This is a genomic window from Streptomyces sp. NPDC013455, from assembly GCF_040632975.1.
GTDB lineage: Bacteria > Actinomycetota > Actinomycetes > Streptomycetales > Streptomycetaceae > Streptomyces.
Window position 1 is genome coordinate 197,842 of the sequence record NZ_JBEYCX010000002.1, and the last position, 26,080, is coordinate 223,921.

Genomic DNA, 26,080 nt, shown 5'->3' on the forward strand with positions numbered 1-26,080 from the left:
CCAACTGAATACATTCAATGGTCCACTCGATCGAGTGAAGGCTGCTCGGGACGGACCGTCTGTGTGGCATCGTGGCCGGAAGAGAGGGGAGTTCCCATGCCCGCAGGTGGACGTCCGACCGTACGAAGCAGGCGTCTTGGCACGGCGCTGAGGCAGTACCGACAGGCCGCCAAGGTGGACCAGCTGGAGGCCGCCGACATCATCGCTGCAAGTCAGGCCAGGGTCAGTCGCCTTGAGAGCGGGCACGTCACCGCGCGCGTGATCGAAGTGCGGCTGCTGCTGGACGCGTACGGCGTCAGCGACCCGGAAGTGCGTGCCAAGCTGGAGGAGTTGGCGAAGCACTCCAAGAACCGGGGCTGGTGGCTCGAACACGCGGAACACCTGCGGCCGGACTACGTGGATCACATCGCGTTGGAGGACGACGCGACATATATCCGGGAGTGGCAGCCGGTCATGGTGCCCGGGCTCCTGCAGACTCCGGCCTATGCGGAAGCGGTTATCGCGGCCAGTCCCCACTACATCGGGGCGGAAAGGGCCGCCCAGTTGGTGAAGGTACGCATGGGTCGGCAGGCGAAGATCGAGGAGGGTGGAGCGTCGTACACGGCCATCATTTGGGAAGCAGTCGTCAGGCATCCGTTGGTGGAGGTCGACGTTCACCGCGAGCAGTTGTCCGCGATCCTCGACATCGGGCAGCGGAAGAACGTCACCGTGCAGGTGCTGCCGTTCAGCGCGAGCGTTCTGGCCGGTTACTCCTCCGCCTTCTCCTCCTTCAGCTTCGACGAGGAACCGACGGTCGAAGCAGTCGCCATGGACAACCTGCGCGGCACCTCAGTCCTCGAAGGGGCCGAGGATCTGGCCGCTTACGCCAATGCATACGACGTACTACGATCGGCCGCGTTGGCCCCGGACGCGAGTGCGAAGCTCATCCGGGGCATACTGCGGAGCTTGAAGGAAGACACATCGTGACCGAGGTTGTTAGCCCCTTCTGGAAGTCCTCCTACTCGGGTGCGGAGAACGCCTGCGTAGAGGTCGCCGACACGGCCCCCGGCGGCCGAGCCGTCCGCGACAGCAAGCAGGACGACGGCCCCCTCCTCACCGTCTCCCGCGACAGCTGGCAGGCCTTCGTCCGGCAGTTCGCGTAGCGCGGCGCACGGCACACGCCGAAGGGCGCCCGGTGACGAACACCGGGCGCCCTTCGTCGTCGTACGCGCGAGGTCAGAGCTTCTCGATCACGAAGTCGATGCACTTCGTCAGTGCCTCGACGTCCGCCGGGTCGATCGCCGGGAACATCGCGATGCGCAGCTGGTTGCGGCCGAGCTTGCGGTACGGCTCGGTGTCCACGATGCCGTTGGCGCGCAGCACCTTGGCGACGGCGGCGGCGTCGATGTCCTCGGAGAAGTCGATCGTGCCGATGACCTGCGAGCGCTTGGCCGGGTCGGAGACGAACGGGGTGGCGTACTTGGCCTCCTCCGCCCAGCTGTACAGGCGGGTCGAGGAGTCCTTCGTGCGGGCCGTGGACCAGTCGAGGCCGCCCTGGCCGTTGATCCACTCCAGCTGCTCGTTCAGCAGGAAGAGGGTGGAGAGGGCGGGGGTGTTGTACGTCTGGTTCTTGCGGGAGTTGTCGATCGCCGTCGGGAGCGAGAAGAACTCCGGGATGTGCCGGCCGGAGGCGTGGATCCGCTCGGCGCGCTCGACGGCGGCCGGGGAGAAGACGCCGATCCACAGGCCGCCGTCGGAGGCGAAGGACTTCTGCGGGGCGAAGTAGTAGACGTCGGTCTCGGCGATGTCGACCGGGAGGCCGCCCGCGCCGGAGGTGGCGTCCACGAGGACGAGCGCGCCCTCGTCGGCGCCGGCCACGCGCTTGATCGGCATGGCCACACCGGTGGAGGTCTCGTTGTGGGTGAAGGCGTAGACGTCGGCGCCGGCCTCGGCCCGCGGCTCCGGGTGGGTGCCCGGCTCGGAGGCGACGACGGTGGGCTCGGCCAGCCAGGGGGCGAGCTTGGCGGCCTTGGCGAACTTGGAGGAGAACTCACCGAAGTTCAAGTGCTGCGACTTGTTGTCGATCAGGCCGTGCGTGGCGATGTCCCAGAAGGCGGTGGAGCCGCCGTTGCCGAGGACGACCTCGTAGCCCTCGGGGAGGGAGAACAGCTCGGAGATGCCCTCGCGGACCTTGCCGACCAGGTTCTTGACCGGCGCCTGACGGTGGGAGGTTCCCAGCAGGGAGGTACCGGTGGCGGCGAGGGCGTCCAGCGCCTCGGTCCGCACCTTGGAGGGGCCCGCGCCGAAGCGTCCGTCGGCGGGCTTGATGTCAGCGGGAATCTGGATGTCGGCCACGGGACGAGGTTAACCGCTGGTGGAGAGCCGGGCGTGCTCTTGTCCGTCGGATGAGACGAGATCGCCGGGACGTAGACTTGTGATGTCGTACGACAATAACGACGGGTCTGTGGAAAACTCTCGGTGACTGTACGTGATCGGATGCATCCTGGACGCATGACAGATCGAGCCGAAGCCGCCACCGGTGCCGGTGTCCCCGATGCCGCCGCTCTCGCGGACGCGCTGCGCGAGGCCGTCCGCGGCGAGGTCGGTTTCGACGCCACCGCCCGCGCCCTGACCACCATGGACGCGTCCAACTACCGGCGCGTCCCGCTCGGAGTCGTGGCGCCCGTGGACGCCGACGACGTGGCGGCCGCGCTGGAGGTGTGCCGGGCGCACGGCGTGCCGGTGGTGGCCCGCGGCGGGGGCACGTCCATCGCCGGGCAGGCCACCGGCACCGGCGTGGTGCTGGACTTCACCCGGCACATGACCGGCCTGCTGGAGCTGGACCCCGGAAGCCGTACGGCGGTGGTGCAGCCGGGCCTCGTCCTGGACCGGCTGCAGGAGGCCGCCGCCCCGCACGGGCTGCGGTTCGGCCCCGACCCCTCCACCCACAGCAGGTGCACGCTCGGCGGAATGATCGGCAACAACGCCTGCGGCTCGCACTCGGTCGCCTGGGGCACGACCGCGGACAGCGTGCGGGAGCTGTCCGTCGTCACCGCGCGCGGGCAGCGGCTGCGGCTCGGGCCGCACTGGGCGGGTGCCCCGGCAGGGCTGCGCGAGCTGGCGGAGGGCGAACTGGCCCGGCTGCGCACGGGTTTCCCGGACCTGCCCCGCCGCATCTCCGGCTACGCGCTGGACGCCCTGCTGCCCGAGAAGGGTGCGGACGTCGCCCGCTCCTTCTGCGGTTCGGAGGGCACCCTCGGCATCCTCACCGAGGCGGTCGTCCGCCTGGTCGAGGACCCCCGCGCCCGCGCCCTGGCCGTGCTGGCGTACGCCGACGAGAGCGCGGCCGCCGAAGCCGCCGCGGGTCTGCTGCCCCTGCGGCCGCTGACGGTGGAGGGCATGGCCGCCGACCTGGTGCCGGCCGGGGCCGGGCTGCCCGCCGGCGGCGCCTGGCTGTTCGTGGAGACCGGCGGGGAGACGGCGGCGGAGGCGGGCGCGCGTGCGGCGGAGATCGTGCGCGCGGCCGACGTGCTCGCCTCCCTCGTGGTGACGGACCCGGCCGCCCGCCGCACCCTGTGGCGGATCCGCGAGGACGCGGCCGGCACGGCCACCCGGATGCCCGACGGCACCGAGGCCTGGCCGGGCTGGGAGGACTGCGCGGTGCCGCCCGCCCGGCTCGGTGCCTACCTGCGCGACTTCCGGGCCCTGCTGTCCGCCCACGGGCTGCGCGGCACGCCGTACGGCCACTTCGGCGACGGCTGCATCCACGTCCGCATCGACTTCGACCTGCTCACCGACGCCGGCGCCGGCCGCTTCCGCCGCTTCTCCGAGGAGCTGGCCGACCTCGTGGTGGCCCACGGCGGCTCCTTGTCCGGGGAGCACGGCGACGGTCTGGCCCGCTCGGAGCTGCTGCCCCGCATGTACGGCGCGGAGACGGTACGGCTGTTCGAACGCGCCAAGGCGGTCTGGGACCCCGACGGCCTGCTCAACCCCGGCGTCCTGGTCCGCCCGGCCCCGCTCGACCGGGACCTGCGCTTCTCCGTCCTGCCGAGCCGCCCGGTCGACGTGTCCTTCGGTTACCGGACCGACGGCGGCGACTTCGGCGCGGCCGTCCGCCGCTGCGTCGGCGTCGCCAAGTGCCGGACGAGCACGGCGGCCGGCCCCGCCGTGATGTGCCCCTCCTTCCGGGTCACCGGCGAGGAGCGGCACTCCACCCGGGGCCGGGCCCGGCTGCTGCACGAGATGCTGGCCGGCGAGGTGGTCACCGACGGCTGGCGCTCCACCGAGGTCCGGGACGCCCTCGATCTCTGCCTGTCGTGCAGGGGCTGCCGCTCGGACTGCCCGGTCGGCGTCGACATGGCCACCTACAAAGCGGAGTTCCTGCACCACCACTACGCCGGCCGCCGCCGCCCCGCCGCCCACCACAGCATGGGCCGGCTGCCGCAGTGGCTGCGCTGGACCGCCCGCACCCGCACGGCCGCACTGTTCAACGCGCTCGCTGCGGTCCCGCCGCTGGCCCGCCTCGGCAAGCGGCTCGGCGGGATCGCGGAGGAACGGCGGATCCCGCGGCTGGCGACGCGGACGTTCACGGCGTGGTGGCGCGCGCGGCGCCCCGGCCGGGACACCGGAGCCCTGGTCGTCCTCTGGCCGGACACCTTCACCGAGCACCTGTCCCCGTCCGTCGGCCGGGCCGCCGTACGGGTGCTGGAGGCAGCCGGACTGCGGGTGGCCCTCCCACCGACGCTGCGGACCCGCCGGGGGGCGGTCGGCGACGGCCGGACCCGGGCCGCGACCGCGCTGCTCACCGCCCGCCGGGCGCGCGTCTGCTGCGGCCTCACCTATGTTTCCACCGGCCAGCTCGACCGCGCCCGCGCGGTCCTGCGCCGCACCCTGGACCTCATGGAGCCGGTGCTGCGGGCCGGTGTCCCGGTCGTCGTGCTGGAACCGGGCTGCGCCGCCGCCCTCCGCACCGACCTGCCGGAACTGCTGCCCGACGATCCCCGCGCGGACCGGCTGGCCGCCGCGGTCCGCACCTTCGCCGAGACGCTGGAGCAGTACGCCCCGCACTGGAGCCCGCCCGCCGTCGGCCGCCCGGTCGCCGGCCAGACCCACTGCCACCAGCACGCGGTGCTCGGCGACGGCCCCGACCGCCGGCTGCGCGCGGCCGCGGGCCTCACCGGCGAGCTGAGCGGCGGCTGCTGCGGGCTCGCGGGCGACTTCGGCTTCGCGCGGGGCCACTTCGAGGTGTCCCGGGCCTGCGCGGAGGAACAGCTCCTGCCGTCGGTGCGGCAGGCACCGCGGGGCACGGTGGTCCTGGCGGACGGCTTCTCCTGCCGCACACAGCTGGAGCAGCTCGCCGGCGTCCGGGGCCGGCACCTGGCGGAGGTGCTGGCGGAGGCGCTGGACGCGAAGGGGAGGAAGGCCGGATGAGCGGAGCCGATTGAGCGGAGCCGGACAAGGGGAGCCGGTTTGGCGAGGCCGGATGAGCGGAGCCGATGAGCGGAGCCGGTTGAGCGAGGGGGATGAGTGACGCCGGTTGAGCGAGGGCGGTCGAGCGAGGGCGGTTGAGCGGAGCCGGTTGAGCGAGGAGCGCACGCGCCTGGCCGTGCTGCTCCCGCCGATCGACCGAGTCGGCTTCCCGGCCGGCCTGCCGAGGGCCTCACCCTGCGCGTGCGCGGCCCGGGGAAGGTCGCTGTTCGGGCGACGGACACGGAGGTGCCGGGGGCGTGGGACCGGAGGACGGGCGGGGTGCTTCGTAGGGTGACAGGGCACCGCGATCTTCGCCGACAGCCGGCCGGCCCACCGGGGGAACCGGCCCGGACTCGAAGGAGCCCCACCGATGTCCCTCACCCTCCGCCCGATCAGCCGTGCCGAGCACCTCGCCTTCGTGGCGGAGCGGCCCTCGGTCAGCCATCTGCAGCTGCCGTCATGGGGGGATGTGAAACCCGACTGGCAGGCCGAGAGCCTGGGATGGTTCGAGGCGGACGGGCGGCTCGCGGGAGTGGGGCTGGTGCTGCTGCGGCCGCTGCCCAAGGTGAAGCGGTACCTGGCCTACCTCCCGGAGGGGCCGGTCATCGACTGGCACGCCCCGGACCTGGAGCGCTGGCTTGATCCGATGCTGGCCCACCTGAAGGCCAGGGGCGCCTTCTCGGTGAAGATGGGGCCGCCCGTGGTGGCCCGGCGGTGGAGCCCCGAGGCGGTCAAGGCCGCGATCGCCGACCCCGGCGCGCACCGGCTGCGCGATGTGCCGGCGACGTCGTGCGAGCCGGGCGTGGACCTCGCCGACCGGCTGCGCCGCATGGGCTGGCGGCAGGCGGAACCCGGCGGCGAGGACGGGTTCGCCGCCGGACAGCCGCGGTACGTGTGCCAGGTTCCGCTCGCGGGACGGTCCCTGGAGGACGTCCACCGCGGACTGAACCAGCAGTGGCGGCGCAACATCAAGAAGGCCGAGAAGGCGGGTGTGAAGATCGTCCGGGGTGGTCGGGAGGACCTGCCGGCCTTCTACGAGCTCTACACCGAGACCGCCGCACGCGACCGGTTCATCCCGCGCCCGCTGCCGTACTTCGAGCGCATGTGGAGCGCGCTCACCGCCGAACACCCCGACCGGATGCGGCTCTACCTCGCCCACCACGACGGGGACCTCCTCGCCGCGGCCACCATGCTGGTCGTCGGCGGCCACGTCTGGTACTCCTACGGCGCCTCCACCAGCCGCAAGCGCGAGGTGCAGCCCAGCAACGCCATGCAGTGGCGGATGATGTGCGACGCCCACGAACTCGGCGCCCATGTCTACGACTTCCGGGGCATCACCGACACCCTGGAGGAGTCCGACCATCTGCTCGGCCTGCTCCGCTTCAAGGTGGGCGCGGGCGGCGAGGCCGTGGAGTACGTGGGGGAGTGGGACTTCCCGCTGAACCGTCTGCTGCACAAGGCGTTCGACGTCTACATGTCCCGGCGCTGAGGCCATTCTCAGCTTCTCCGGCCATTGCCAAGCTTTTCCCAGGGGATTCACAGCGCTCCTTTGCCATTTTTGCCGTTCGGGCCCGGGAGGAGCGTGTAGTTTCTTTGGTGTCGGGTTCCGGACGCGGAATTCAGCAATTCAGCACCATCGGAAAATGCGATACAAGGAGTCGGAAATGAGCTTCAAGAAGCTTGCCCCGCTGTCCCCCAAGCCCAAGAAGCAGCTGCCCCCGCCGCCGAAGGCCAAGGCGAAGAAGCATGCGCACAAGCCGCTGCCGAAGCCGCTGCCCGGCCAGGACCACTGATCCGACGCCGGACCGTGAAGGGGGCCGACGGTGCGCCGCCGGCCCCCTTTTCTCGTGCCCCGCATTCTGTCGGGGGCCGGCTGCAAGAAAAACCAGAAAGGCCGGAGGCGGGCGAATGGACACCGAAAATCCCGAGGAATCCGAATACGCGGACACCCCCTCGATCCCGGCCCGCGCCGCTTTCCGCCGCTTCTGGCCGCTGACCCGGGGGCTGCGCGGCTGGCTGGCTGTGGTGTGGCTGTGCACGGTGCTCGCCGCACTCGCCGAGACCAAGGCCGTCCTGCTGTTCGGCGAGCTGACCGACCACGCCCTGCGGAAGGGGTCGCCGGCCGCGTTCTGGTCCCCGGCGGCGCAGTGGCTGGGAATCGCGGTGGCCGGCGCGCTCGTCGCCTACGCCGGCAACTCGCTGGCCGCCTGGGCCACCGAGCGGTTCGTGATGCGGCTGCGCGAGCACGTCTTCGACCACGTCCAGCGGCTGCCCCCGCACTTCTTCCAGCGGCACCGGCAGGGCGACCTGCTCTCCCGGCTGACCAGTGACGTCGAGGCGATCGAGACGATGGTCGTGTCCGGCCTGGTCGGCGCCGCCTCGGCGGCCTTCTCCGCCCTCTTCTACGCCGCCGCCGCGTTCTGGCTGCGCTGGGACCTGGCCGCCGCCACCTTCGTCCTCGCCCCCCTGTTCTGGCTGGCCGCGCGCCGCTTCGCCGGCTCCATCAAGGACGTCTCGCGCGCGGGCCGGGTCGCCGACGGCGCGATCACCTCCGTGGTGGAGGAGTCGCTCGGCAACATCGTGCTCACCCAGGCGTACGACCGCCGGGACGCCGAGCGCCGGCGGCTGCGCGAGGAGGCGAACGCCTGGTTCCGCGCCTCGGTCCGCGCCACCCGCCTGAACGAGGCGTACGAGCAGCTGGTCCAGGTCATCGAGACGGTGTGCGTGCTCGCCGTGATCGGCATCGGCGCGTGGGAGATCTCCACCGGACGGATGACCCTCGGCCGGCTCCTCGCCTTCGCCGCCTTCCTCGGCTACCTCTACCCGCCCGTCCGCGGCCTCGCCCAGCTCGGCCTCACCGTCACCGCCGCCACCGCGGGCGCGGAACGCCTGATCGAAATCCTCGACGTCCGGCCCGCGGTCACCGATCCCCGGCGGCCCACGGAGAACGGCCGCCCGGACGGCACCGTCGAGGTCCGGGACGTCACCTTCCGCTACCCGGGCACCGGGAAGGCCGCCCTCGACGGCCTCTCCCTCGCCGTCGCCCCCGGCGAGCTGGTCATCGTCACCGGCCCGAGCGGCGCCGGCAAGTCCACGGTGTCCAAGCTGCTGCTGCGCTTCTACGACCCGGACTGCGGGGACGTACTCCTGGACGGCGTACCCCTGCGGGACTTCCCGCTGGCCCGGCTGCGCGAATACATCACCCTGCTCCCGCAGGAGACCCTGGTGCTGCACGACACGGTGCGCGCCAACATAGCCTGCGGCCGGCCCGGCGCCAGCGAGCAGGCGATCGAGGAGGCGGCGCGGGCGGCCGACGCCCACGACTTCATCCTGCGGCTGCCCGACGGCTACGACACCCGGGTCGACCCGAACTCCGCCCGGCTGTCCGGCGGCCAGCTCCAGCGCCTGGCGATCGCCCGCGCGATCCTGCGCGACGCGCCCGTCCTGGTCCTGGACGAGCCGACCACCGGCCTGGACGCGCTGGCCGCCCGCCGCGTGGTCGGACCCCTGCGCCGGCTGATGGCGGGCCGTACGACGATCATGATCACGCACGATCTCAACCTCGCCCCCGACGCCGACCGCATCCTCGTCGTGGACCGGGGCCGCGTCGTGGAGGCCGGCCGCCACGAGGAACTCCTCGCCCGGGGCGGGGCCTACTCCCGGCTGCACCGCTCACAGAACAACGCCCTGCAGGACACCGGCGAGCTGCGCATGCCGCTGTGGGAGGAGGGGCGGCACCCGGCGCCGGGGCACGGGTACGCGACGGACCACCGGCAGGCGCACGCACACACGTGGACCCCGCCGGCGTACACGCAGGTACCGGCGCACGCGCAGGCGTACGGCCACGACCCGCACCCCACCCAGGCCGCAGCCTGGCCCCAGCCGGCCCGCGAGGACCCCTGGCCCGGCATCTGAGAGGGCCCCGTCTCACCATCCAGGACAGTTCCGTCAGGGGTTCACACTCCTGACGGGGTCTATTACCCTGGACTCTGGAGTACATGGAGATGTACGTGATCTGATCCCAGCCAGCCACCAGGACCGCCGTGAGCACCGTCAACAGCCCCAGCGCCGCCCACTCGACGCCGACACCGGTGCCGACGCCGCCGTCGTCTCCGCGTACTCCCGGCCGCCTCGGCTCGCTGGGGCCGGTCGGGCTGGTCCTGGCCGGCGGCGTCTCGGTGCAGTTCGGCGGCGCGCTGGCGGTCACCCTGATGCCCCGGGCCGGCGCGGCGGGCGTCGTCACGCTGCGGCTGCTCGCGGCGGCCGTCGTCCTGCTCCTGGTCTGCCGCCCCAGGCTGCGCGGCCACTCGCGCACCGACTGGGGCACGGTCGCCGTCTTCGGCATCGCGATGGGCGCGATGAACGGCCTGTTCTACGAGGCGGTCGCCCGTATCCCGCTGGGGCCGGCGGTCACCCTGGAAGTCCTCGGTCCGCTGGCCCTGTCCGTGCTTGCCTCCCGCCGCGCGATCAACGTGCTCTGGGCGGGCCTGGCCCTCGCCGGCGTGTTCCTGCTCGGCGGCGGAGGCTTCAGCGACCTCGACCCCACGGGTGTCGCCTTCGCCCTGGGCGCCGGCGCCATGTGGGCTGCCTACATCGTCTTCAGCGCCCGTACGGGCCGCCGCTTCCCGCAGGCGGACGGCCTGGCCCTGGCCATGGCGGTCGCGGCCCTGCTCTTCCTCCCCATCGGCATCGCCGAGGCCGGCGCCCGCCTGCTGGACCCGACCACCATCGCCCTCGGCTCGGCGGTCGCCCTGCTCTCCTCGGTCCTGCCCTACACCCTCGAACTGCTGGCCCTGCGCCGGCTGCCGGCCTCCACCTTCGCCATCCTCATGAGCCTGGAACCGGCCATCGCCGCCACGGCCGGCTTCCTCATCCTGGACCAGTCCCTCTCCGCCGCCGAGGCCGCGGCCATCAGCCTGGTCATCGCAGCGAGCATCGGCGCGGTCCGGACGCAGGTGGGGCGGGGCAAGCCGACGGTCTAGCGCCCCCCGCCACCCACCGACCGCCGCCCACTGCGCGCTGCCCGCCCCCCGGCGACCACCGATCGCCGCCCACTGCCCGCTGCCCGCCCCCCACGCCCGCTACCCGGCGACCGCCGCCCACTGTCAGCTGTCCGCCGACCGCTGACCACTCCCCGCCGCCCGCCGACCCTGTCATTCCCAGAAGCAGAGGACGGCCCAGACGGCTGTCGGCGGCAAAGTCATGCAAGCACGCTTGATTGTTTCCGCCCCCGCTGCCATGCTCCCCCCATGCCCGATCCGACGCGCGTCTTCGGTGATCTGTGTGAGGAAAGCGGAGAACTCGACCGTATGGTGGCCGAGTTGAGCGAGGAGGGGTGGGCGGTCGCGACGCCCGCGCCGCGCTGGACCGTCGCCCACCAGATCGCCCACCTGCACTGGACCGACAAGGCCGCCCTGCTCGCCGTCACCCACGAGGCCGGCTTCCGGGAAATCGTCGAGAAGGCGCTCGCGGCCCCCGGCTCCTTCGTGGACGACGGGGCCGAGGAGGGCGCCCGGCTGCCGCCCGCCGAGCTGCTCTCCCGATGGCGGGAGGGCCGGGCCGCGCTGGACGAGGCGCTGCGCCGGGCCCCGAGCGGCGCCCGGTTCCCCTGGTTCGGGCCGCCCATGTCGGCCGCCTCCATGGCCACCGGCCGTCTCATGGAGACCTGGGCCCATGGGCAGGACGTGGCGGACGCCCTCGGTGTGGTGCGCACCCCCACCGACCGGCTCCGGCATGTGGTCCGCATCGGGGTACGGGCGCGGGACTTCGCCTTCGGGGCGCGCGGACTGCCGGTGCCCGAGGAGGAGTTCCGCGTCGAGGTGGTCGCACCCTCCGGCGAGGTGTGGAGCCACGGCCCGCCCGAGGCCCGCCAGCGCGTCACCGGCCCCGCCCTCGACTTCTGCCTCCTGGTCACCCAGCGCGCCCACCGGGCCGACCTCGCCCTGACGGCCACCGGCCCGGACGCGGACCGCTGGCTGGACATCGCCCAGGCGTTCGCGGGACCGCCCGGCGCGGGCCGCCCGCCGAAGGACGGCGACCGGTGAGGCCGCTGCGCATCGGCAACTTCTCCGGCTTCTACGGCGACCGCTTCGACGCCCTGCGCGAGATGCTCACCGGCGGCGAGCTGGACGTCCTCACCGGTGACTACCTCGCCGAACTCACCATGCTCATCCTCGGCCGCGACCGGCTGAAGGACCCGGCCGCCGGGTACGCCCGCACCTTCCCGCGCCAGCTGGAGGACTGCCTCGGCCTCGCCCACGAGCGCGGGGTGCGGATCGTCACCAACGCGGGCGGCCTCAACCCCCGCGGCCTCGCCACGGAAATCGGCGCCCTGGCCGAACGCCTCGGTGTTCCGCTGCGCATCGCGCACGTCGAGGGCGACGACCTCACGGCACGGCACCCCGGCACCCTCGCCGCCCACGCCTATCTCGGCGGCTTCGGCATCGCCGCCTGCCTGCGGGCCGGCGCCGACGTGGTGGTCACCGGCCGGGTGACCGACGCGGCCCTCGTCACCGGTCCCGCCGCCGCCCACTTCGGGTGGGGACCGGCGGACCACGACCGCCTCGCCGGTGCCGTCGTCGCCGGGCACGTGCTGGAGTGCGGGACCCAGGCGACCGGCGGCAACTACGCGTTCTTCGGCGAGGGCGACGTGCGCCGGCCCGGCTTCCCGCTCGCCGAGATCCACGCCGACGGCAGCAGCGTGATCACCAAGCACCCCGGCACCGGCGGCTTCGTGGACGTGGGCACGGTCACCGCCCAGCTGCTCTACGAGACGGGCGGCGCCCGCTACGCCGGACCCGACGTCACCGCACGGCTGGACACCGTACGGCTCGGCCAGGAGGGGCCGGACCGGGTGCGGATCGAAGGGGTGCGCGGGGAGGCGCCGCCGCCGGACCTCAAGGTCGGGCTCAACCGGCTCGGCGGTTTCCGCAACGAGGTCGTCTTCGTGCTCACCGGCCTCGACGTCGAGGCCAAGGCGGACCTGGTGCGCGAGCAGCTCGCCGGCGCGCTGGCCGCGTCGCCGCCGCGGGAGGTGCGGTGGGACCTGGTGCGCACCGACCGGGCGGACGCGGACACCGAGGAGACGGCCAGCGCGCTGCTGCGGCTCGTCGTACGGGATCCGGACCAGCAGGTCGTCGGGCGGGCGCTCAGCGGGGCCGCCGTGGAGCTGGCGCTCGCCAGCTACCCGGGTTTCCATGTGTTGTCCCCACCCGGAAAGGGCGCCCCCTATGGGGTGTTCGAGGATGTGTACGTGCCCCATGGGGCCGTCGACCATGTGGCGGTCCTCCCCGACGGACGCCGCCTCACCGTGCCGCCGCCCCAGGAGACGCGGCCCCTGGACGCCGTACCGCACCCGCCGCTCCCCGAGCCGCTGCCGCCCGGCCCGACCCGCCGGGCACCGCTCGGGCGCGTCGCCGGGGCGCGCAGCGGGGACAAGGGCGGCAACGCCAACGTGGGCGTGTGGGCGCGGACGGACGACGCCTGGCGGTGGCTCGCGCACACCCTGACCGCCGAACGCTTCCGGCAGCTCATCCCGGAGAGCCGGGATCTGCCCGTCACCCGGCACGTGCTGCCCCACCTGCGCGCCCTCAACTTCGTCGTCGAGGGCATCCTCGGCGCCGGCGTCGCCGCGCAGGCCCGCTTCGACCCGCAGGCCAAGGCCCTCGGCGAGTGGCTGCGCTCCCGCCACCTGGACATACCGGAGACCCTGCTGTGACGGTTCTGCCCACCGCTGTCGATCCCGCCGGACCCGGCCACCGGGCCCACCGCGAGGCCATGCTCGCCAAGCTCGCCGACCTGGAGAGCGAGCACGCCAAGGCGCTGGAGGGCGGCGGCGAGAAGTACGTCGAGCGGCACCGCGGACGCGGCAAGCTGCTCGCCCGTGAGCGCGTCGAGCTGCTGCTGGACCCCGACACCCCGTTCCTCGAACTGTCCCCGCTGGCCGCCTGGGGCAGCGACTACCCCGTCGGCGCGTCGCTGGTCACCGGCATCGGGGTGGTCGCGGGCGTGGAGTGCCTGATCACCGCCAACGACCCGACCGTCCGCGGCGGCGCCAGCAACCCCTGGAGCCTGAAGAAGGCCCTGCGCGCCAACGAGATCGCGCTCGCCAACCGGCTGCCCTGCATCAGCCTGGTGGAGTCGGGCGGCGCCGACCTGCCCTCCCAGAAGGAGATCTTCATCCCCGGCGGCGCCATCTTCCGCGACCTCACCCGGCTCTCCGCCGCCGGCATCCCGACCATCGCCGTCGTCTTCGGCAACTCCACCGCGGGCGGCGCCTACGTCCCCGGCATGTCCGACCACGTGATCATGGTGGAGGAGCGGGCGAAGGTGTTCCTCGGCGGTCCGCCGCTGGTGAAGATGGCGACCGGTGAGGAGAGCGACGACGAGTCGCTCGGCGGCGCCGGGATGCACGCGCGCGTGTCGGGCCTCGCCGACCACTTCGCCGTGGACGAGCGGGACGCGCTGCGCCAGGCCCGGCGGGTGGTCGCCCGGCTGAACCACCGCAAGGCGTACCCGGACCCCGGCCCGGCCGAGCCGCCCAGGTACGACCCCGAGGAACTGCTCGGCATCGTCCCCGACGACCTGAAGACCCCCTTCGACCCGCGCGAGGTCATCGCCCGCATCGTGGACGGCTCCGACTTCGACGAGTTCAAACCGCTGTACGGCACCAGCCTGGTCACCGGCTGGGCGGCCCTGCACGGCTACCCGGTGGGTGTGCTGGCCAACGCCCAGGGCGTGCTCTTCAGCCAGGAGTCCCAGAAGGCCGCCCAGTTCATCCAGCTCGCCAACCAGCGCGACATCCCGCTGCTCTTCCTGCACAACACCACCGGCTACATGGTCGGCAAGGAGTACGAGCAGGGCGGGATCATCAAGCACGGCGCGATGATGATCAACGCGGTGAGCAACAGCCGCGTGCCCCATCTGTCGGTCCTCATGGGGGCGTCGTACGGCGCCGGGCACTACGGCATGTGCGGCAGGGCCTACGACCCGCGCTTCCTGTTCGCCTGGCCCAGCGCCAAGTCCGCCGTCATGGGCCCGCAGCAGCTCGCCGGCGTGCTGTCCATCGTCGCCCGGCAGTCGGCGGCGGCGAAGGGCCGGCCCTACGACGAGGACGCGGACGCCGCCCTGCGCGCCATGGTGGAGCAGCAGATCGAGTCCGAGTCGCTGCCCATGTTCCTGTCCGGGCGGCTGTACGACGACGGCGTCATCGACCCGCGCGACACCCGTACCGTCCTCGGCCTGTGCCTGTCCGCCATCCACACGGCGCCCTACGAGGGCGTGCGCGGCGGCTTCGGCGTCTTCCGGATGTGAGGGACCAGATGATCTCCAGTGTGCTCGTCGCCAACCGGGGCGAGATCGCCTGCCGTGTCTTCCGCACCTGCGCCGGCCTCGGCATCCGCACGGTCGCCGTGCACTCGGACGCGGACGGCGACGCGCTCCACGCGCGCCTGGCCGACACGGCGGTACGGCTGCCGGGCGCGGCGCCCGCCGAGACGTACCTGCGCGGCGACCTGATCGTGCGGGCGGCCCTGGCGGCCGGCGCGGACGCCGTGCACCCCGGCTACGGCTTCCTCTCCGAGAACCCCGGCTTCGCCCGCGCGGTCCTCGACGCCGGCCTGGTGTGGATCGGCCCGCCCCCGCAGGCCGTCGAAGCCATGGCGTCCAAGACCCGCGCCAAGCGCCTGATGGGCCTCGACCCCCTCGACCCGGACCGGATCACCGAGGCCGACCTGCCGGTCCTGGTCAAGGCGGCCGCCGGCGGCGGCGGGCGCGGCATGCGGATCGTGCGCCGCCTGGACGAGCTGGCGACCGCGCTGGAGGCCGCGCGCGCCGAGGCCGCGAGCGCCTTCGGCGACGGCGAGGTCTTCGTGGAGCCGTACCTGGAGCACGGCCGCCATGTGGAGGTGCAGATCCTCGCCGACACCCACGGCACCGTCTGGGCGCTCGGCACCCGTGACTGCTCCCTCCAGCGCCGCCACCAGAAGGTCGTGGAGGAGGCCCCGGCACCCGGACTCGCCGAGGGGCTCGCGGAAGAGCTGCGCACCCTGGCCGTGCGCGCGGCCCGCGCCGTCTCCTACACCGGCGCCGGAACGGTCGAGTTCCTGGTCGCCGACGGCCGCGCCCACTTCCTGGAGATGAACACCCGCCTCCAGGTGGAACACCCCGTCACGGAGGCGGTGTTCGGGGTGGACCTGGTGGCGGAGCAGATCCGGGTCGCCGAGGGACACGCCCTGGAGCCCGAGCCGCCCCGCGCGCGCGGCCACGCGGTCGAGGCCCGCCTCTACGCCGAGGACCCGGCCCGGGGCTGGGCCCCGCAGACCGGCACCCTGCACCGCCTCGCCGTCCCCTCCGGCGTCCGCCTGGACACCGGTTACGCCGACGGCGACACCATCGGTGTCCACTACGACCCCTTGCTCGCCAAGGTCGTCGCCCACGCGCCCACCCGCGCGGAGGCGATCCGCCGGCTCGCCGGTGCGCTGGAGTCCGCCGCGATCCACGGCCCGGTCACCAACCGCGACCTCCTCGTCCGCTCGCTGCGCCACGAGGAGTTCACCGGCGGCCGCATGGACACCGGCTTCTACGACCGCCACCTGACCGCCCTGACCACCCCGGCGCCCGACCCGTACGCCCCCCTGGCCGCCGCCCTCGCCGACGCCCACGGCCGCTCCCGCTTCGGCGGCTGGCGCAACGTTCCCTCGCAGCCGCAGGTGAAGCGGTACGCGGTGGCGGGCCAGGAGCACGAGGTCCGCTACCGGCACACGCGGCAGGGCCTCGCGGCCGACGGGGTGCGGGTGGTGCACGCCGACGCCGGTCTCGTCGTCCTGGAGATCGACGGCGTGCAGCGGAGGTTCGAGGTGGCGCGGTACGGCGACCAGGTCCACGTGGGGACCACCCGGCTCACCGCCCTGCCCCGCTTCCCCGACCCGACGGCCCGGCTCGCGCCGGGCTCGCTGCTCGCGCCGATGCCGGGGACGGTCGTGCGCGTCGCCGAGGGCCTGGTGGAAGGGGCGACGGTCCGGGCCGGCCAGGGACTCGTATGGCTGGAGGCGATGAAGATGCAGCACCAGATCACGGCACCGGCCACGGGCACGCTCACCGCCCTGCACGCCGAGCCGGGCCGGCAGGTGGAGCCGGGCACGTTGCTGGCAGTAGTGCAGGAAACCTCTTCCTAGGAGCGCCATGACCGCCGTCATCGAATCCGGAGAACACAAGGCCCTGCGCGCCGCGGTGGCCGCCCTCGGCAAGCGTTACGGCCGTGACTACCTCACCCGTACCGTCGCCGAGGGCAAACCCCCCGCCGAGCTCTGGTCCGAGGCCGGCAGGCTCGGCTACCTCGGCGTGAACCTGCCCGAGGAGTACGGAGGCGGGGGCGGCGGCATCGCCGACCTCTCCATCGTGCTCGAAGAGCTGGGGGCCGCGGGCTCGCCCCTGCTCATGCTGGTCGTCTCCCCGGCCATCTGCGGCACGGTCATCGCGCGCTTCGGCACCGAGGAGCAGAAGCGGCGGTGGCTGCCCGGCATCGCCGACGGGTCCCGTCTCATGGCCTTCGGCATCACCGAACCGGACGCCGGTTCCAACTCCCACCGCATCACCACCACGGCCCGCCGGGACGGCACCGACTGGCTCCTCACCGGCCGCAAGGTGTTCATCTCCGGTGTCGACATCGCCGACGCCGTCCTGATCGTCGGCCGCACCGCCGACGCCCGCACCGGCAGCCTCAAGCCCTGCCTGTTCATCGTCCCGACCGACGCGGAGGGCTTCCACAAGCGGCCCATCGACATGGAACTGAGCGCCGCGGAGAAGCAGTTCGAGCTGGTCCTGGACGATGTGCGGCTGCCCGCCGACGCGCTCGTGGGCGACGAGGACGCCGGTCTGCTCCAGCTGTTCGCCGGACTGAACCCGGAGCGGATCATGACGGCCGCGTTCGCGATCGGCATGGGCCGCCACGCGCTCGCCAAGGCGGTCGGGTACGCCCGCGACCGCACGGTCTGGAAGTCCCCGATCGGCGCCCACCAGGCCGTCGCGCACCCCCTCGCGCAGGCCCACATCGAGCTGGAACTGGCCCGCCTGATGATGCAGAAGGCGGCCCGGCTCTACGACTGCGGCGACGACGCCGGCGCCGGCGAGGCCGCCAACATGGCCAAGTACGCGGCCGGGGAGGCCTGTGTGAAGGCCGTCGACCAGGCCGTGCACACCCTCGGCGGCAACGGCCTCACGCGCGAGTTCGGGCTCGCCTCGCTGATAACGGCCGCGCGCGTGGCTCGTATTGCGCCGGTGAGCCGGGAGATGATTCTCAACTACGTCTCCCACCAGACCTTGGGACTGCCCAAGTCGTACTGACGGCCCGCGAGGAGGAACCGTGTTCCACAGCGAGTACGCAGACGTTCCGCCCGTAGAACTCCCCATCCACGAGGCCGTCCTCGGCCGGGCCGCCGCCTACGGCGACCAGCCGGCCCTGATCGACGGCACGGACGGCACCACCCTCACGTACGAGCAGGTGGACCGGTTCCACCGCCGCCTCGCCGCCGCCCTCGCCGACGCCGGCGTCCGCAGGGGCGACGTCCTCGCCCTGCACAGCCCCAACACGATCGCCTTCCCGACCGCCTTCTACGCGGCCACGCGCGCGGGTGCCACCGTCACCACCGTGCACCCGCTCGCCACCGCCGAGGAGTTCGCCAAGCAGCTCGCCGACAGCGCGGCCCGCTGGATCGTCACCGTCTCCCCGCTGCTGGAAACGGCCCGCCGGGCCGCCGGACTCGCCGGCGGCATCCGGGAGATCCTCGTGTGCGACCACGCGCCCGGGCACCGCTCGCTGATCGACCTGCTCGCCACCACCGCCCCCGAACCGCGGGTCGTGATCGACCCGGCCGAGGACGTCGCCGCGCTGCCGTACTCCTCCGGCACCACCGGCGTCCCCAAGGGCGTCATGCTCACCCACCGGCAGATCGCGACCAACCTCAACCAGCTCGAACCCGCCGTCCCGATGGGCCCCGGCGACCGCATCCTCGCCGTCCTGCCGTTCTTCCACATCTACGGCCTCACCGCCCTGATGAACGCCCCGCTGCGCAAGGGCGCCACGGTCGTCGTCCTGCCGCGCTTCGAGCTGGACACCTTCCTCGCCGCGATCCAGAACCACCGGATCACCGGCCTGTACGTCGCCCCGCCGATCATCCTGGCCCTGGCCAAGCACCCGGCGGTCAGCCGCTACGACCTCTCCTCGCTGGAGTACGTCATCAGCGCCGCCGCCCCGCTGGACGCCCGGCTCTCCCTGGCCTGCGCCGAACGCCTGGGCCTGCCCCCGATCGGCCAGGCGTACGGCATGACGGAACTGTCCCCCGGCACCCACGTCGTCCCCATCGACCGCCTGCACGAGGCCCCCGCCGGCACGGTCGGCCGACTCATCGCCGGCACCCGGATGCGGATCGTCTCCCTGGACGACCCCGGCAAGGACCTGGGCACCGGCGAGACGGGCGAGATCCTCATCCAGGGCCCGCAGGTCATGAAGGGCTACCTGGGCCGTCCCGACGCCACCGCCGAGATGATCGACGCCGACGGCTGGCTGCACACCGGGGACGTCGGGTACGTCGACGCCGACGGCTGGCTGTTCATGGTCGACCGGGTCAAGGAACTCATCAAGTACAAGGGGTTCCAGGTGGCCCCCGCCGAACTGGAGGCCCTGCTGCTCACCCACCCCGGCATAGCCGACGCCGCCGTCATCGGCGCCTACGACGAGGACGGCAACGAGGTCCCGCACGCCTTCGTCGTCCGCCACGCGAGCACCGGGGGCCTCACCGAGAACGACGTCCTGCTGTACGTCGCCGAACGCGTCGCGCCCTACAAACGCGTCCGCCGGGTCACCTTCACCGACACCGTCCCCCGCGCGGCCTCCGGCAAGATCCTGCGCCGACAGCTCAGGGAGCACACATGACGGACCTGATCGGGCGCACGCGCGCGCGTGCGGTCGAGACCCTCAGCCTGGACGCCACCGGCAGCCGCAACGCCCTCTCGGCGGCCCTGGTGTCCGCCCTCGCCGAGGCCCTGACCGCGTGCGGCGAGGACCCCGGCGTACGGGCCGTCGTCCTGACCCACACCGGCGGCACCTTCTGCGCCGGCGCCGACCTGCGCGACCCGCCCGACCCGGAAGCGCTGGTCGCCCTGCTCCGGCAGATCGTGGAGCTGCCCAAGCCCGTCGTGGCCCGGGTCACCGGCCACGTCCGCGCGGGCGGCCTCGGCCTGCTCGCCGCCTGCGACCTGGCGGCGGCCGGCTCCGCCGCCACCTTCGCCTTCACCGAGGTGCGCATCGGCGTGGCCCCCGCCGTGATCTCCCTGCCGGTGATCCCGCGCACCGACCCCCGCGCGCTGGCCCGCTACTACCTCACCGGCGAACGCTTCGGCCCGGCCGAGGCCGTACGCCTCGGTCTGCTGACGGTGACGGCGGACGACGTGGACGAGGCCCTCGCTCCCGTCCTGGACGGGCTGCGCCGCTCCGCACCGCAGGCCCTGGCCGAGACGAAACGGCTGCTCACGGCTAGGGTGCTGGAGACATTCGACCGGGACGCGGCGGATCTGAGCGGGCTGTCGGCCCGGCTGTTCGCCTCCGGCCAGGCCCGGGAGGGGATGACGGCCTTCCTGGAAAGACGGGACGCGGCATGGGTGGTGTGACCACATGAGCACGACGGCGGAACGCGACCGCGCACCCCGGCCGGACCGCGGCGCGGAGCCGGGCGGCGGCGAGCCGGGCGGCGGCGGGCAGCCGGACCGCGGCGCCAGGCCGCACCGCGGTGCCAAGCCGGACCGCGGTGCCAAGCCGGACCGCAGCCCCAAGCAGGACCGCAGCCGGGCCACCCGGCAGCGGCTCCTGGAGGCCGCCGTGGCCTGCCTCGCCGAGTACGGCTGGGCGGGCTCCACGGTCGCCGTCGTCGCCGAACGCGCCGGCGTCTCCCGGGGCGCCGCCCAGCACCACTTCCCGACCCGGGAGGACCTCTTCACCGCGGCCGTCGAGTACGTCTCCGAGGAACGCTCCCTCGCACTGCGGGCCCTGTTCCCGGACGGCGCCGCCGACCGCCGGGCCGTCGTCGCCGCCTTGGTCGACCTCTACACCGGCCCCCTCTTCCGGTCCGCCCTGCACCTGTGGGTCGCCGCCTCGAACGAGGAACCGCTGCGCCCCCGCGTGACCGAGCTGGAGGCCCGCGTCGGCCGGGAGACCCACCGCATCGCCGTCGAGCTCCTCGGCGCCGACGAGTCCCGCCCCGGCGTCCGGGAGACCGTCCAGGGCCTGCTGGACATGGCCCGCGGCCTCGGCCTGGCCAACCTCCTCACCGACGACACCGCCCGCCGCGAACGGGTCGTCGCCCAGTGGGCGGCTCTGCTGGAGGACGCCCTGGGCTGAGGGGGGGGCCGCCACGGGAGCGCGTTACCCTTGGCGCATGCTTCCGATGCTCGTCCGCCGCCGCCACGTGGACTACGTGCGCGTCACGAGCATGGGCTGTCGGCGTACCTCCGCCTGACCCAGCCCCCACTCTTCCTTCTTTCCGGCTCCGGGGGCCGTCCTCACCCCTCGGCGGCCACCCGTGCCCCGTACACCCCGCGGACGCACCATGACCACGCACACAGCGACGTCGTACCACCAGCTCCCGATCATCGACCTGTCGGCCGCCGACCGCGGCCCCCAGGCCCGCGCCCTGCTCCACGCCCAGCTGCACAGCGCCGCCCACGACGTCGGCTTCTTCCAGCTCGTCGGACACGGCGTGACCCAGGCCGAGACCGACGCGCTGCTCACCGCCATGCGCGCCTTCTTCGCCCTCCCCGCGGCCGACCGGCTCGCCCTGGACAACGTGCGGTCCCCGCACTTCCGCGGCTACACCCGCACCGGCGACGAACGCACCGGCGGCGCCCGCGACTGGCGCGACCAGCTCGACATAGGCGCCGAACGCCCCGCCCGGGTCCCCGGCCCCGGCGAGCCCCCGTACTGGTGGCTCCAGGGCCCCAACCAGTGGCCGGCCGCGCTCCCCGGACTGCGTACCGCCGCCCTCGCCTGGATCGATCGGCTCAGCGCGGTCGCCCACCGCCTGCTGCGCGAGCTGCTGACCGCCATCGGCGCCCCGGCCGACTTCTACGACCCCGTCTTCGGCGCCCACGCCCACCCGCACCTCAAGCTCGTCCGCTACCCCGGCAGCGCGGACGACGGCACCGGCCAGGGCGTCGGGGCCCACAAGGACTACGGCTTCCTCACCCTGCTCCTCCAGGACACGGTGGGCGGCCTCCAGGTCCAGCGCGAGGACGGCCGTTTCCACGACGTACCGCCGATCGAGGGTGCCTTCGTGGTCAACCTCGGCGAACTCCTCGAAGTCGCCACCAACGGCTACCTGCTGGCAACGAACCACCGGGTCGTCAGCCCGCCCGGCGCCACCGAGCGCTTCTCGGTCCCGTTCTTCTACAACCCGCGCCTGGACGCGAGGATCGAGCCACTGCCCTTCCCGCACGCCGCGCAGGCCCCTGGCATCACGGCGGACCCGTCGAATCCGCTGTACGCCGAGTACGGCTACAACGAACTGAAGGGCAAGCTCAGGGCGCACCCGCTGGTCGCGGAGCGGCACCACAGGGACTTGCTGACGGCAGCGTGAAAAGCAGGCCCGATGGGCCGCTTTCCAGGGGGCGCGGGGACCGGCGCGGCAACCACGACGCACCGCAGCCGCCCACGCGCCCCGAGCAACCCTCCCATTGGGCTCCGTGGGCTCCGTGGGCTCAGTGGGCGATGTCCGCGAACCCGGCGATGTCCTCGGGCCGCCGCGCCCCCGGCCCCACGTAGCGGGCCGAAGGCCGCACCAGCCTGCCCGTCCGCTTCTGCTCCAGGATGTGCGCCGACCACCCGGCGGTCCGCGCACACGTGAACATCGACGTGAACATGTGCGCCGGCACCTCGGCGAAGTCCAGCACGATCGCGGCCCAGAACTCGACGTTGGTCGCCAGCACCCGGTCGGGCCGGCGGTTGTGCAGCTCCTCCAGCGCGGCCTTCTCCAACGCCTCCGCCACCTCGAACCGCGGCGCGCCCAGCTCCCGCGCGGTGCGCCGCAGCACCCGCGCCCGCGGGTCCTCCGCCCGGTACACCCGGTGCCCGAAGCCCATCAGCCGCTCGCCGCGGTCCAGCGCCTGCCGGACGTAGGCGTCCGCGTCCCCCGTCCGCTCGATCTCCTCGATCATCCCGAGCACCCGGGACGGCGCGCCCCCGTGCAGCGGACCGGACATCGCGCCGACCGCGCCGGACAGCGCGGCGGCGACATCCGCGCCGGTGGAGGCGATGACCCGCGCGGTGAACGTCGACGCGTTCATGCCGTGCTCGGCGGCGGACGTCCAGTAGGCGTCCACGGCCGCCACGTGCTTCGGGTCGGGCTCCCCGCGCCAGCGGATCATGAACCGCTCCACCACGGAGTTCGCCTTGTCGATCTCGCGCTGCGGCACCATCGGCAGACCCTGGCCGCGCGCGGACTGCGCGACGTAGGACAGGGCCATGACGGCGGCCCGCGCCAGGTCATCGCGCGCCTGCCGCTCGTCGATGTCGAGCAGCGGCCTGAGCCCCCACACCGGGGCCAGCATCGCGAGCGCCGACTGCACGTCCACCCGGATGTCACCGGAGTGCACCGGGATGGGGAACGGCTCGGCGGGCGGCAGACCGGGGTTGAAGGCGCCGTCGACCAGCAGCCCCCACACGTTCCCGAACGAGACGTGACCGACCAGGTCCTCGATGTCGACGCCCCGGTAGCGCAGGGCGCCGCCCTCCTTGTCCGGTTCGGCGATCTCCGTCTCGAACGCGACGACTCCCTCGAGTCCGGGTACGAAATCGGACATCAGGCGGCTCCTCGTGATGTGTGGGCGGCGGTCACCACGGGTGATGCCCCGCTCGGCCGGTGGTCACCCGTGGTCAACCCAACCGCAAGGGAAGCAGCACGATAACTCCCGGTGCCGCGGTTGGGGAGAGCTGCCTGCACCCGGTGCCATACCCGTTCGATACGGCAAGATGACCGCGTGACCGACCGCGACCCGCTCCTGGACCCCGTCCTCGATCCCGCCGCCATGCGCAAGCAGTACACGGCCGACGGCCTCGCCGCGGAGGACCTCGCCCTGCACCCGATGGACCAGTTCGCGCGCTGGTTCGAGGACGCGGCCCGGGCGGCCCTGCACGGCACGCTCTACGAGCCCAACGCGATGGTCGTCTCCACGGCGGACGCCACGGGCCGCCCCAGCTCGCGCACGGTGCTGATGAAGCAGTTCGACACCGACGGCTTCGTCTTCTACACCAACTACGGCTCCCGCAAGGCCCGGGACCTCGCGGAGAACCCGCACGTCTCGCTGCTCTTCCCCTGGCACCCGCTGGCCCGCCAGGTCATCGTCACCGGCACCGCCCGCCGCACCGGCCGCGACGAGACCGCCGCCTACTTCCGCACCCGCCCGCACGGTTCCCAGCTGGGGGCCTGGGCCAGTGCCCAGTCCACGGTGATCGCCTCCCGTTCCGAGGTGGACGCGGCCTACGCCGAACTGGAGGCCCGCTACCCCGAGGACGAACAGGTCCCGGTGCCCCCGCACTGGGGCGGCTTCCGCGTCGCCCCGGAGACGATCGAGTTCTGGCAGGGCCGGCGCAACCGCCTGCACGACCGCCTGCGCTACGTCTCCCGGCCGGACGGCACCTGGACGGTCGAGCGCCTCAGCCCGTGACCCACGGGCCCGGGAACGCAGACGACCCGCAGGCTGGGTTCCTCCAGGAGGAGCCGGCCGGACGTACCGGCAGCCTGCGGGTCGGGTGACTGCTTGGGATTGGGCCGGCTGCGCGCATCTGTCGCGCGCTGGTCCGGCACCGCACTTGACGTGGTGACGGGCCGCTAGCCCGCAGCCACCTCACGCGTCCGGTTTCCATACATCTGCCGAACCACCTCCCTTCTCGTGTACCGCCACCCTAGGAACCCCGGCCGCGGGGGTTCAACTGTTTTTTTCCGGGTCCGGCACGGCGGCGGCGCGGCGCGGGGGAGCACCTGCGGTTTCCGCCGGGCGGCCCGGGGCATGGATTCACGCAATCTTGCGGGAACAGGATGTGTGCTGCGTCACGTTCCAGTTGAATGAAGGCCAGTGAGCGAACCGAGCGCCTACGTGCGCGGACGCAGCTTCCAGGGGGTCCAGGTGAGTGCTTCGCGGCGGAGTGGGACCACCGACGAGCTGGGGCCGGACGGGCCCGGTGAGCCGGGCGGCTCCGATCTGCTCGCCGCGCTGCTGGACGGCATGGACGCGGCCCTGTGCGCCTTCGACGCCGACGGGGTCGTGACCCACTGGAACCGTGAGGCGGAGCGGATCCTCGGCTGGACGGCCGCCGAGGCCGTGGGGCGGCACGGCTTCGCCGGGTGGGCGGTGCGCAGCGCCGACGCCGAGGAGGTGCAGGCCCGGCTGATGTCGGCGATGCACGCGCCGGGGCGCCAGGTGCACGAGTTCGCGCTCGTCACGAAGGACGGCGGGCGGGTCCTCGTCCGCACGCAGTCCGCCGCGGTGCGCGGGCCCGAGGGGAAGCCGGCGGGGGTGTACTGCGCGTTCAGCGAGGTGCACGCGCAGATCGACCTGGAGCGCTCGATCGCGCTGAGCGAGGCGCTGTTCGAGGACGCGTCCTGGGGCGTGGTGCTGGTCGACGCGGACCTGCGGCCCGCCGTCGTGAACGCGCACGCGGCGCGGGCGCTGGGCGTGGGGCGCACCTCGGTCCTGGGCCGGCCGCTGGGCGAGCTGCTCGCGCAGGGCGTGGAGGAGCTGGAGGCCGCGCTCACCCACGTCCTGGCCGAGGGCGCGCCGCCCGCGCCCGCCGAGATGTGGGTGACCCTGCGCGTGCCCGAGGGCGAGAAGCGGCGCTGCTGGCGGAGCGGGTTCCTGCGGCTGGCCTCGCCGCTCGCGGAGGAGCCGGTGCCGCTCGGCGTCGGCTGGCTGTTCCTGGACGTCACCGAGGCCAAGCAGGGCGAGCAGGAGGCGGCTTCGCTGCGGTTCCGCACCAACCAGCTGCACCGCGCGGCACGTGCCGCCGCCGAGTGCGAGGACCCGGCGGAGGCGGCCACCGTCCACCTGGACTACGCGCTGGCCGGTTTCGCCGACCACGCGCTGATCGACCGGGTGGCGGGCGCGCCGCGCGCGGGCGGCGAGGAGGCCGCGGACCCGGTCCGGCTGGTACGGCTCGCCGCCACGCCGGCCGGCGTGCCGGGGCCGAGCCTGCTCACGGGCGCCGCCGGGCTGCCGGTGCCCTACGAGGAGGGGCATCCGGCGCTCCAGTGCGCGCAGCGGTCCGGGACCGTGCGGGCGGACGCCGGGGCGGTTCCGGCGGAGCGGGCGCGGGAGTGGGCGCGGGAGCGGCAGTGGCCCGGCGACGTGGTGCACGCGCTCTGCGCGGCGCTGCGCAGCCGGGGGCGGACCCTGGGCGTGGTGACCTTCCTGCGCACCGCCGGCCGCAGCCGCTTCGAACGCTCCGACACGGCGTACGCGGAGGACGTGGCCGTACGGATCGCGGCGGCCCTGGATCTGGCGGAGGCGGTGCGGGAGCGGCCGGCGGAGTAGGGCGGTTCCCCGCGCGCGGAGGGTGGTCCGCGAGGGGGCCCGGGGCCCGGCGCCGAAA

20 protein-coding genes are annotated in these 26,080 nt (G+C 73.5%); 18 read left to right on the forward strand and 2 right to left on the reverse strand.

The annotated features are described in order from the left end of the window. Nucleotides 1–96: 96 nt before the first annotated feature. Together ABZ576_RS05050 and ABZ576_RS05055 are read left to right on the forward strand one after the other, a co-directional pair. Nucleotides 97–966, forward strand: a complete 870-nt coding sequence (locus tag ABZ576_RS05050; RefSeq protein WP_360735892.1) for a helix-turn-helix transcriptional regulator — start codon at nt 97–99, stop codon at nt 964–966. Next, the gene (locus ABZ576_RS05055) at nt 963–1,142 is read left to right on the forward strand and encodes a DUF397 domain-containing protein (protein ID WP_360735894.1); all 180 of its coding nucleotides are present in this window, start codon (nt 963–965) and stop codon (nt 1,140–1,142) included. Before ABZ576_RS05050 ends, ABZ576_RS05055 begins: the two co-directional genes overlap by 4 nt. Before the next feature lie 73 nt (nt 1,143–1,215). Here ABZ576_RS05055 and serC read toward each other — a convergent pair whose 3' ends face one another. Next, the gene (gene serC, locus ABZ576_RS05060) at nt 1,216–2,334 is read right to left on the reverse strand and encodes a phosphoserine transaminase (RefSeq protein WP_360735896.1); all 1,119 of its coding nucleotides are present in this window, start codon (nt 2,332–2,334) and stop codon (nt 1,216–1,218) included. A 156-nt stretch (nt 2,335–2,490) separates the two neighbouring features. Here serC and ABZ576_RS05065 point away from each other — a divergent pair, with 156 nt between their 5' ends. The 14 genes from ABZ576_RS05065 (at nt 2,491) to ABZ576_RS05130 (ending at nt 22,073) form a co-directional block, all read left to right on the forward strand. Further along, on the forward strand, nt 2,491–5,409 hold the full coding sequence (locus tag ABZ576_RS05065; protein WP_360735898.1) for an FAD-binding and (Fe-S)-binding domain-containing protein: 2,919 nt from the start codon (nt 2,491–2,493) through the stop codon (nt 5,407–5,409). Nucleotides 5,410–5,818: 409 nt separating this feature from the next. Beyond that, nucleotides 5,819–6,937 (forward strand): peptidoglycan bridge formation glycyltransferase FemA/FemB family protein, encoded by a 1,119-nt coding sequence (locus ABZ576_RS05070; protein ID WP_360735900.1) that lies wholly within the window; start codon nt 5,819–5,821, stop codon nt 6,935–6,937. Between the two features lie 175 nt (nt 6,938–7,112). Next, nucleotides 7,113–7,241 (forward strand): hypothetical protein, encoded by a 129-nt coding sequence (locus ABZ576_RS05075; protein WP_360735902.1) that lies wholly within the window; start codon nt 7,113–7,115, stop codon nt 7,239–7,241. A gap of 115 nt (nt 7,242–7,356) precedes the next feature. After that, nucleotides 7,357–9,363, forward strand: a complete 2,007-nt coding sequence (locus ABZ576_RS05080; RefSeq protein WP_360735904.1) for an ABC transporter ATP-binding protein — start codon at nt 7,357–7,359, stop codon at nt 9,361–9,363. A gap of 176 nt (nt 9,364–9,539) precedes the next feature. After that, nucleotides 9,540–10,430 carry an EamA family transporter gene (locus ABZ576_RS05085; RefSeq protein WP_360736650.1) on the forward strand — a complete coding sequence of 297 codons (891 nt, stop codon included), beginning with the start codon at nt 9,540–9,542 and terminating at the stop codon, nt 10,428–10,430. Between the two features lie 267 nt (nt 10,431–10,697). Continuing rightward, nucleotides 10,698–11,492, forward strand: coding sequence for a TIGR03084 family metal-binding protein (locus tag ABZ576_RS05090; protein ID WP_360735907.1), 795 nt, complete (start codon nt 10,698–10,700; stop codon nt 11,490–11,492). Next, nucleotides 11,489–13,165, forward strand: a complete 1,677-nt coding sequence (locus ABZ576_RS05095) for an acyclic terpene utilization AtuA family protein (protein WP_360735909.1) — start codon at nt 11,489–11,491, stop codon at nt 13,163–13,165. Before ABZ576_RS05090 ends, ABZ576_RS05095 begins: the two co-directional genes overlap by 4 nt. Then, entirely contained in the window at nt 13,162–14,760 is a 1,599-nt protein-coding gene (locus ABZ576_RS05100; protein ID WP_360735911.1) for a carboxyl transferase domain-containing protein, read from the forward strand. Before ABZ576_RS05095 ends, ABZ576_RS05100 begins: the two co-directional genes overlap by 4 nt. Before the next feature lie 8 nt (nt 14,761–14,768). Continuing rightward, nucleotides 14,769–16,622: a biotin carboxylase N-terminal domain-containing protein gene (locus tag ABZ576_RS05105; RefSeq protein ID WP_360735913.1), complete on the forward strand. Its 1,854-nt coding sequence runs from the start codon at nt 14,769–14,771 to the stop codon at nt 16,620–16,622. A 7-nt stretch (nt 16,623–16,629) separates the two neighbouring features. Then, the gene (locus ABZ576_RS05110; protein ID WP_360735916.1) at nt 16,630–17,790 is read left to right on the forward strand and encodes an acyl-CoA dehydrogenase family protein; all 1,161 of its coding nucleotides are present in this window, start codon (nt 16,630–16,632) and stop codon (nt 17,788–17,790) included. 19 nt (nt 17,791–17,809) lie between these two features. Further along, nucleotides 17,810–19,378, forward strand: a complete 1,569-nt coding sequence (locus ABZ576_RS05115; RefSeq protein WP_360735919.1) for a 4-coumarate--CoA ligase family protein — start codon at nt 17,810–17,812, stop codon at nt 19,376–19,378. Then, entirely contained in the window at nt 19,375–20,112 is a 738-nt protein-coding gene (locus ABZ576_RS05120) for an enoyl-CoA hydratase family protein (RefSeq protein ID WP_360735922.1), read from the forward strand. Before ABZ576_RS05115 ends, ABZ576_RS05120 begins: the two co-directional genes overlap by 4 nt. Before the next feature lie 4 nt (nt 20,113–20,116). Further along, complete coding sequence (locus ABZ576_RS05125; protein ID WP_360735924.1) at nt 20,117–20,839, forward strand: TetR/AcrR family transcriptional regulator; 723 nt, start codon at nt 20,117–20,119, stop codon at nt 20,837–20,839. Nucleotides 20,840–21,047: 208 nt separating this feature from the next. Continuing rightward, nucleotides 21,048–22,073: a 2-oxoglutarate and iron-dependent oxygenase domain-containing protein gene (locus tag ABZ576_RS05130; RefSeq protein WP_360735926.1), complete on the forward strand. Its 1,026-nt coding sequence runs from the start codon at nt 21,048–21,050 to the stop codon at nt 22,071–22,073. A gap of 121 nt (nt 22,074–22,194) precedes the next feature. Here the strand turns inward: ABZ576_RS05130 and ABZ576_RS05135 are convergent, their stop codons facing one another. Continuing rightward, on the reverse strand, nt 22,195–23,295 hold the full coding sequence (locus tag ABZ576_RS05135) for a citrate synthase 2 (protein ID WP_360735928.1): 1,101 nt from the start codon (nt 23,293–23,295) through the stop codon (nt 22,195–22,197). A 177-nt stretch (nt 23,296–23,472) separates the two neighbouring features. Between ABZ576_RS05135 and pdxH the strand changes: the two genes are divergently transcribed. Then, the gene (gene pdxH / locus ABZ576_RS05140) at nt 23,473–24,159 is read left to right on the forward strand and encodes a pyridoxamine 5'-phosphate oxidase (RefSeq protein ID WP_360735930.1); all 687 of its coding nucleotides are present in this window, start codon (nt 23,473–23,475) and stop codon (nt 24,157–24,159) included. Nucleotides 24,160–24,618: 459 nt separating this feature from the next. Then, entirely contained in the window at nt 24,619–26,022 is a 1,404-nt protein-coding gene (locus ABZ576_RS05145) for a PAS domain-containing protein (protein WP_360736653.1), read from the forward strand. The last annotated feature ends 58 nt before the right edge of the window (nt 26,023–26,080 follow it).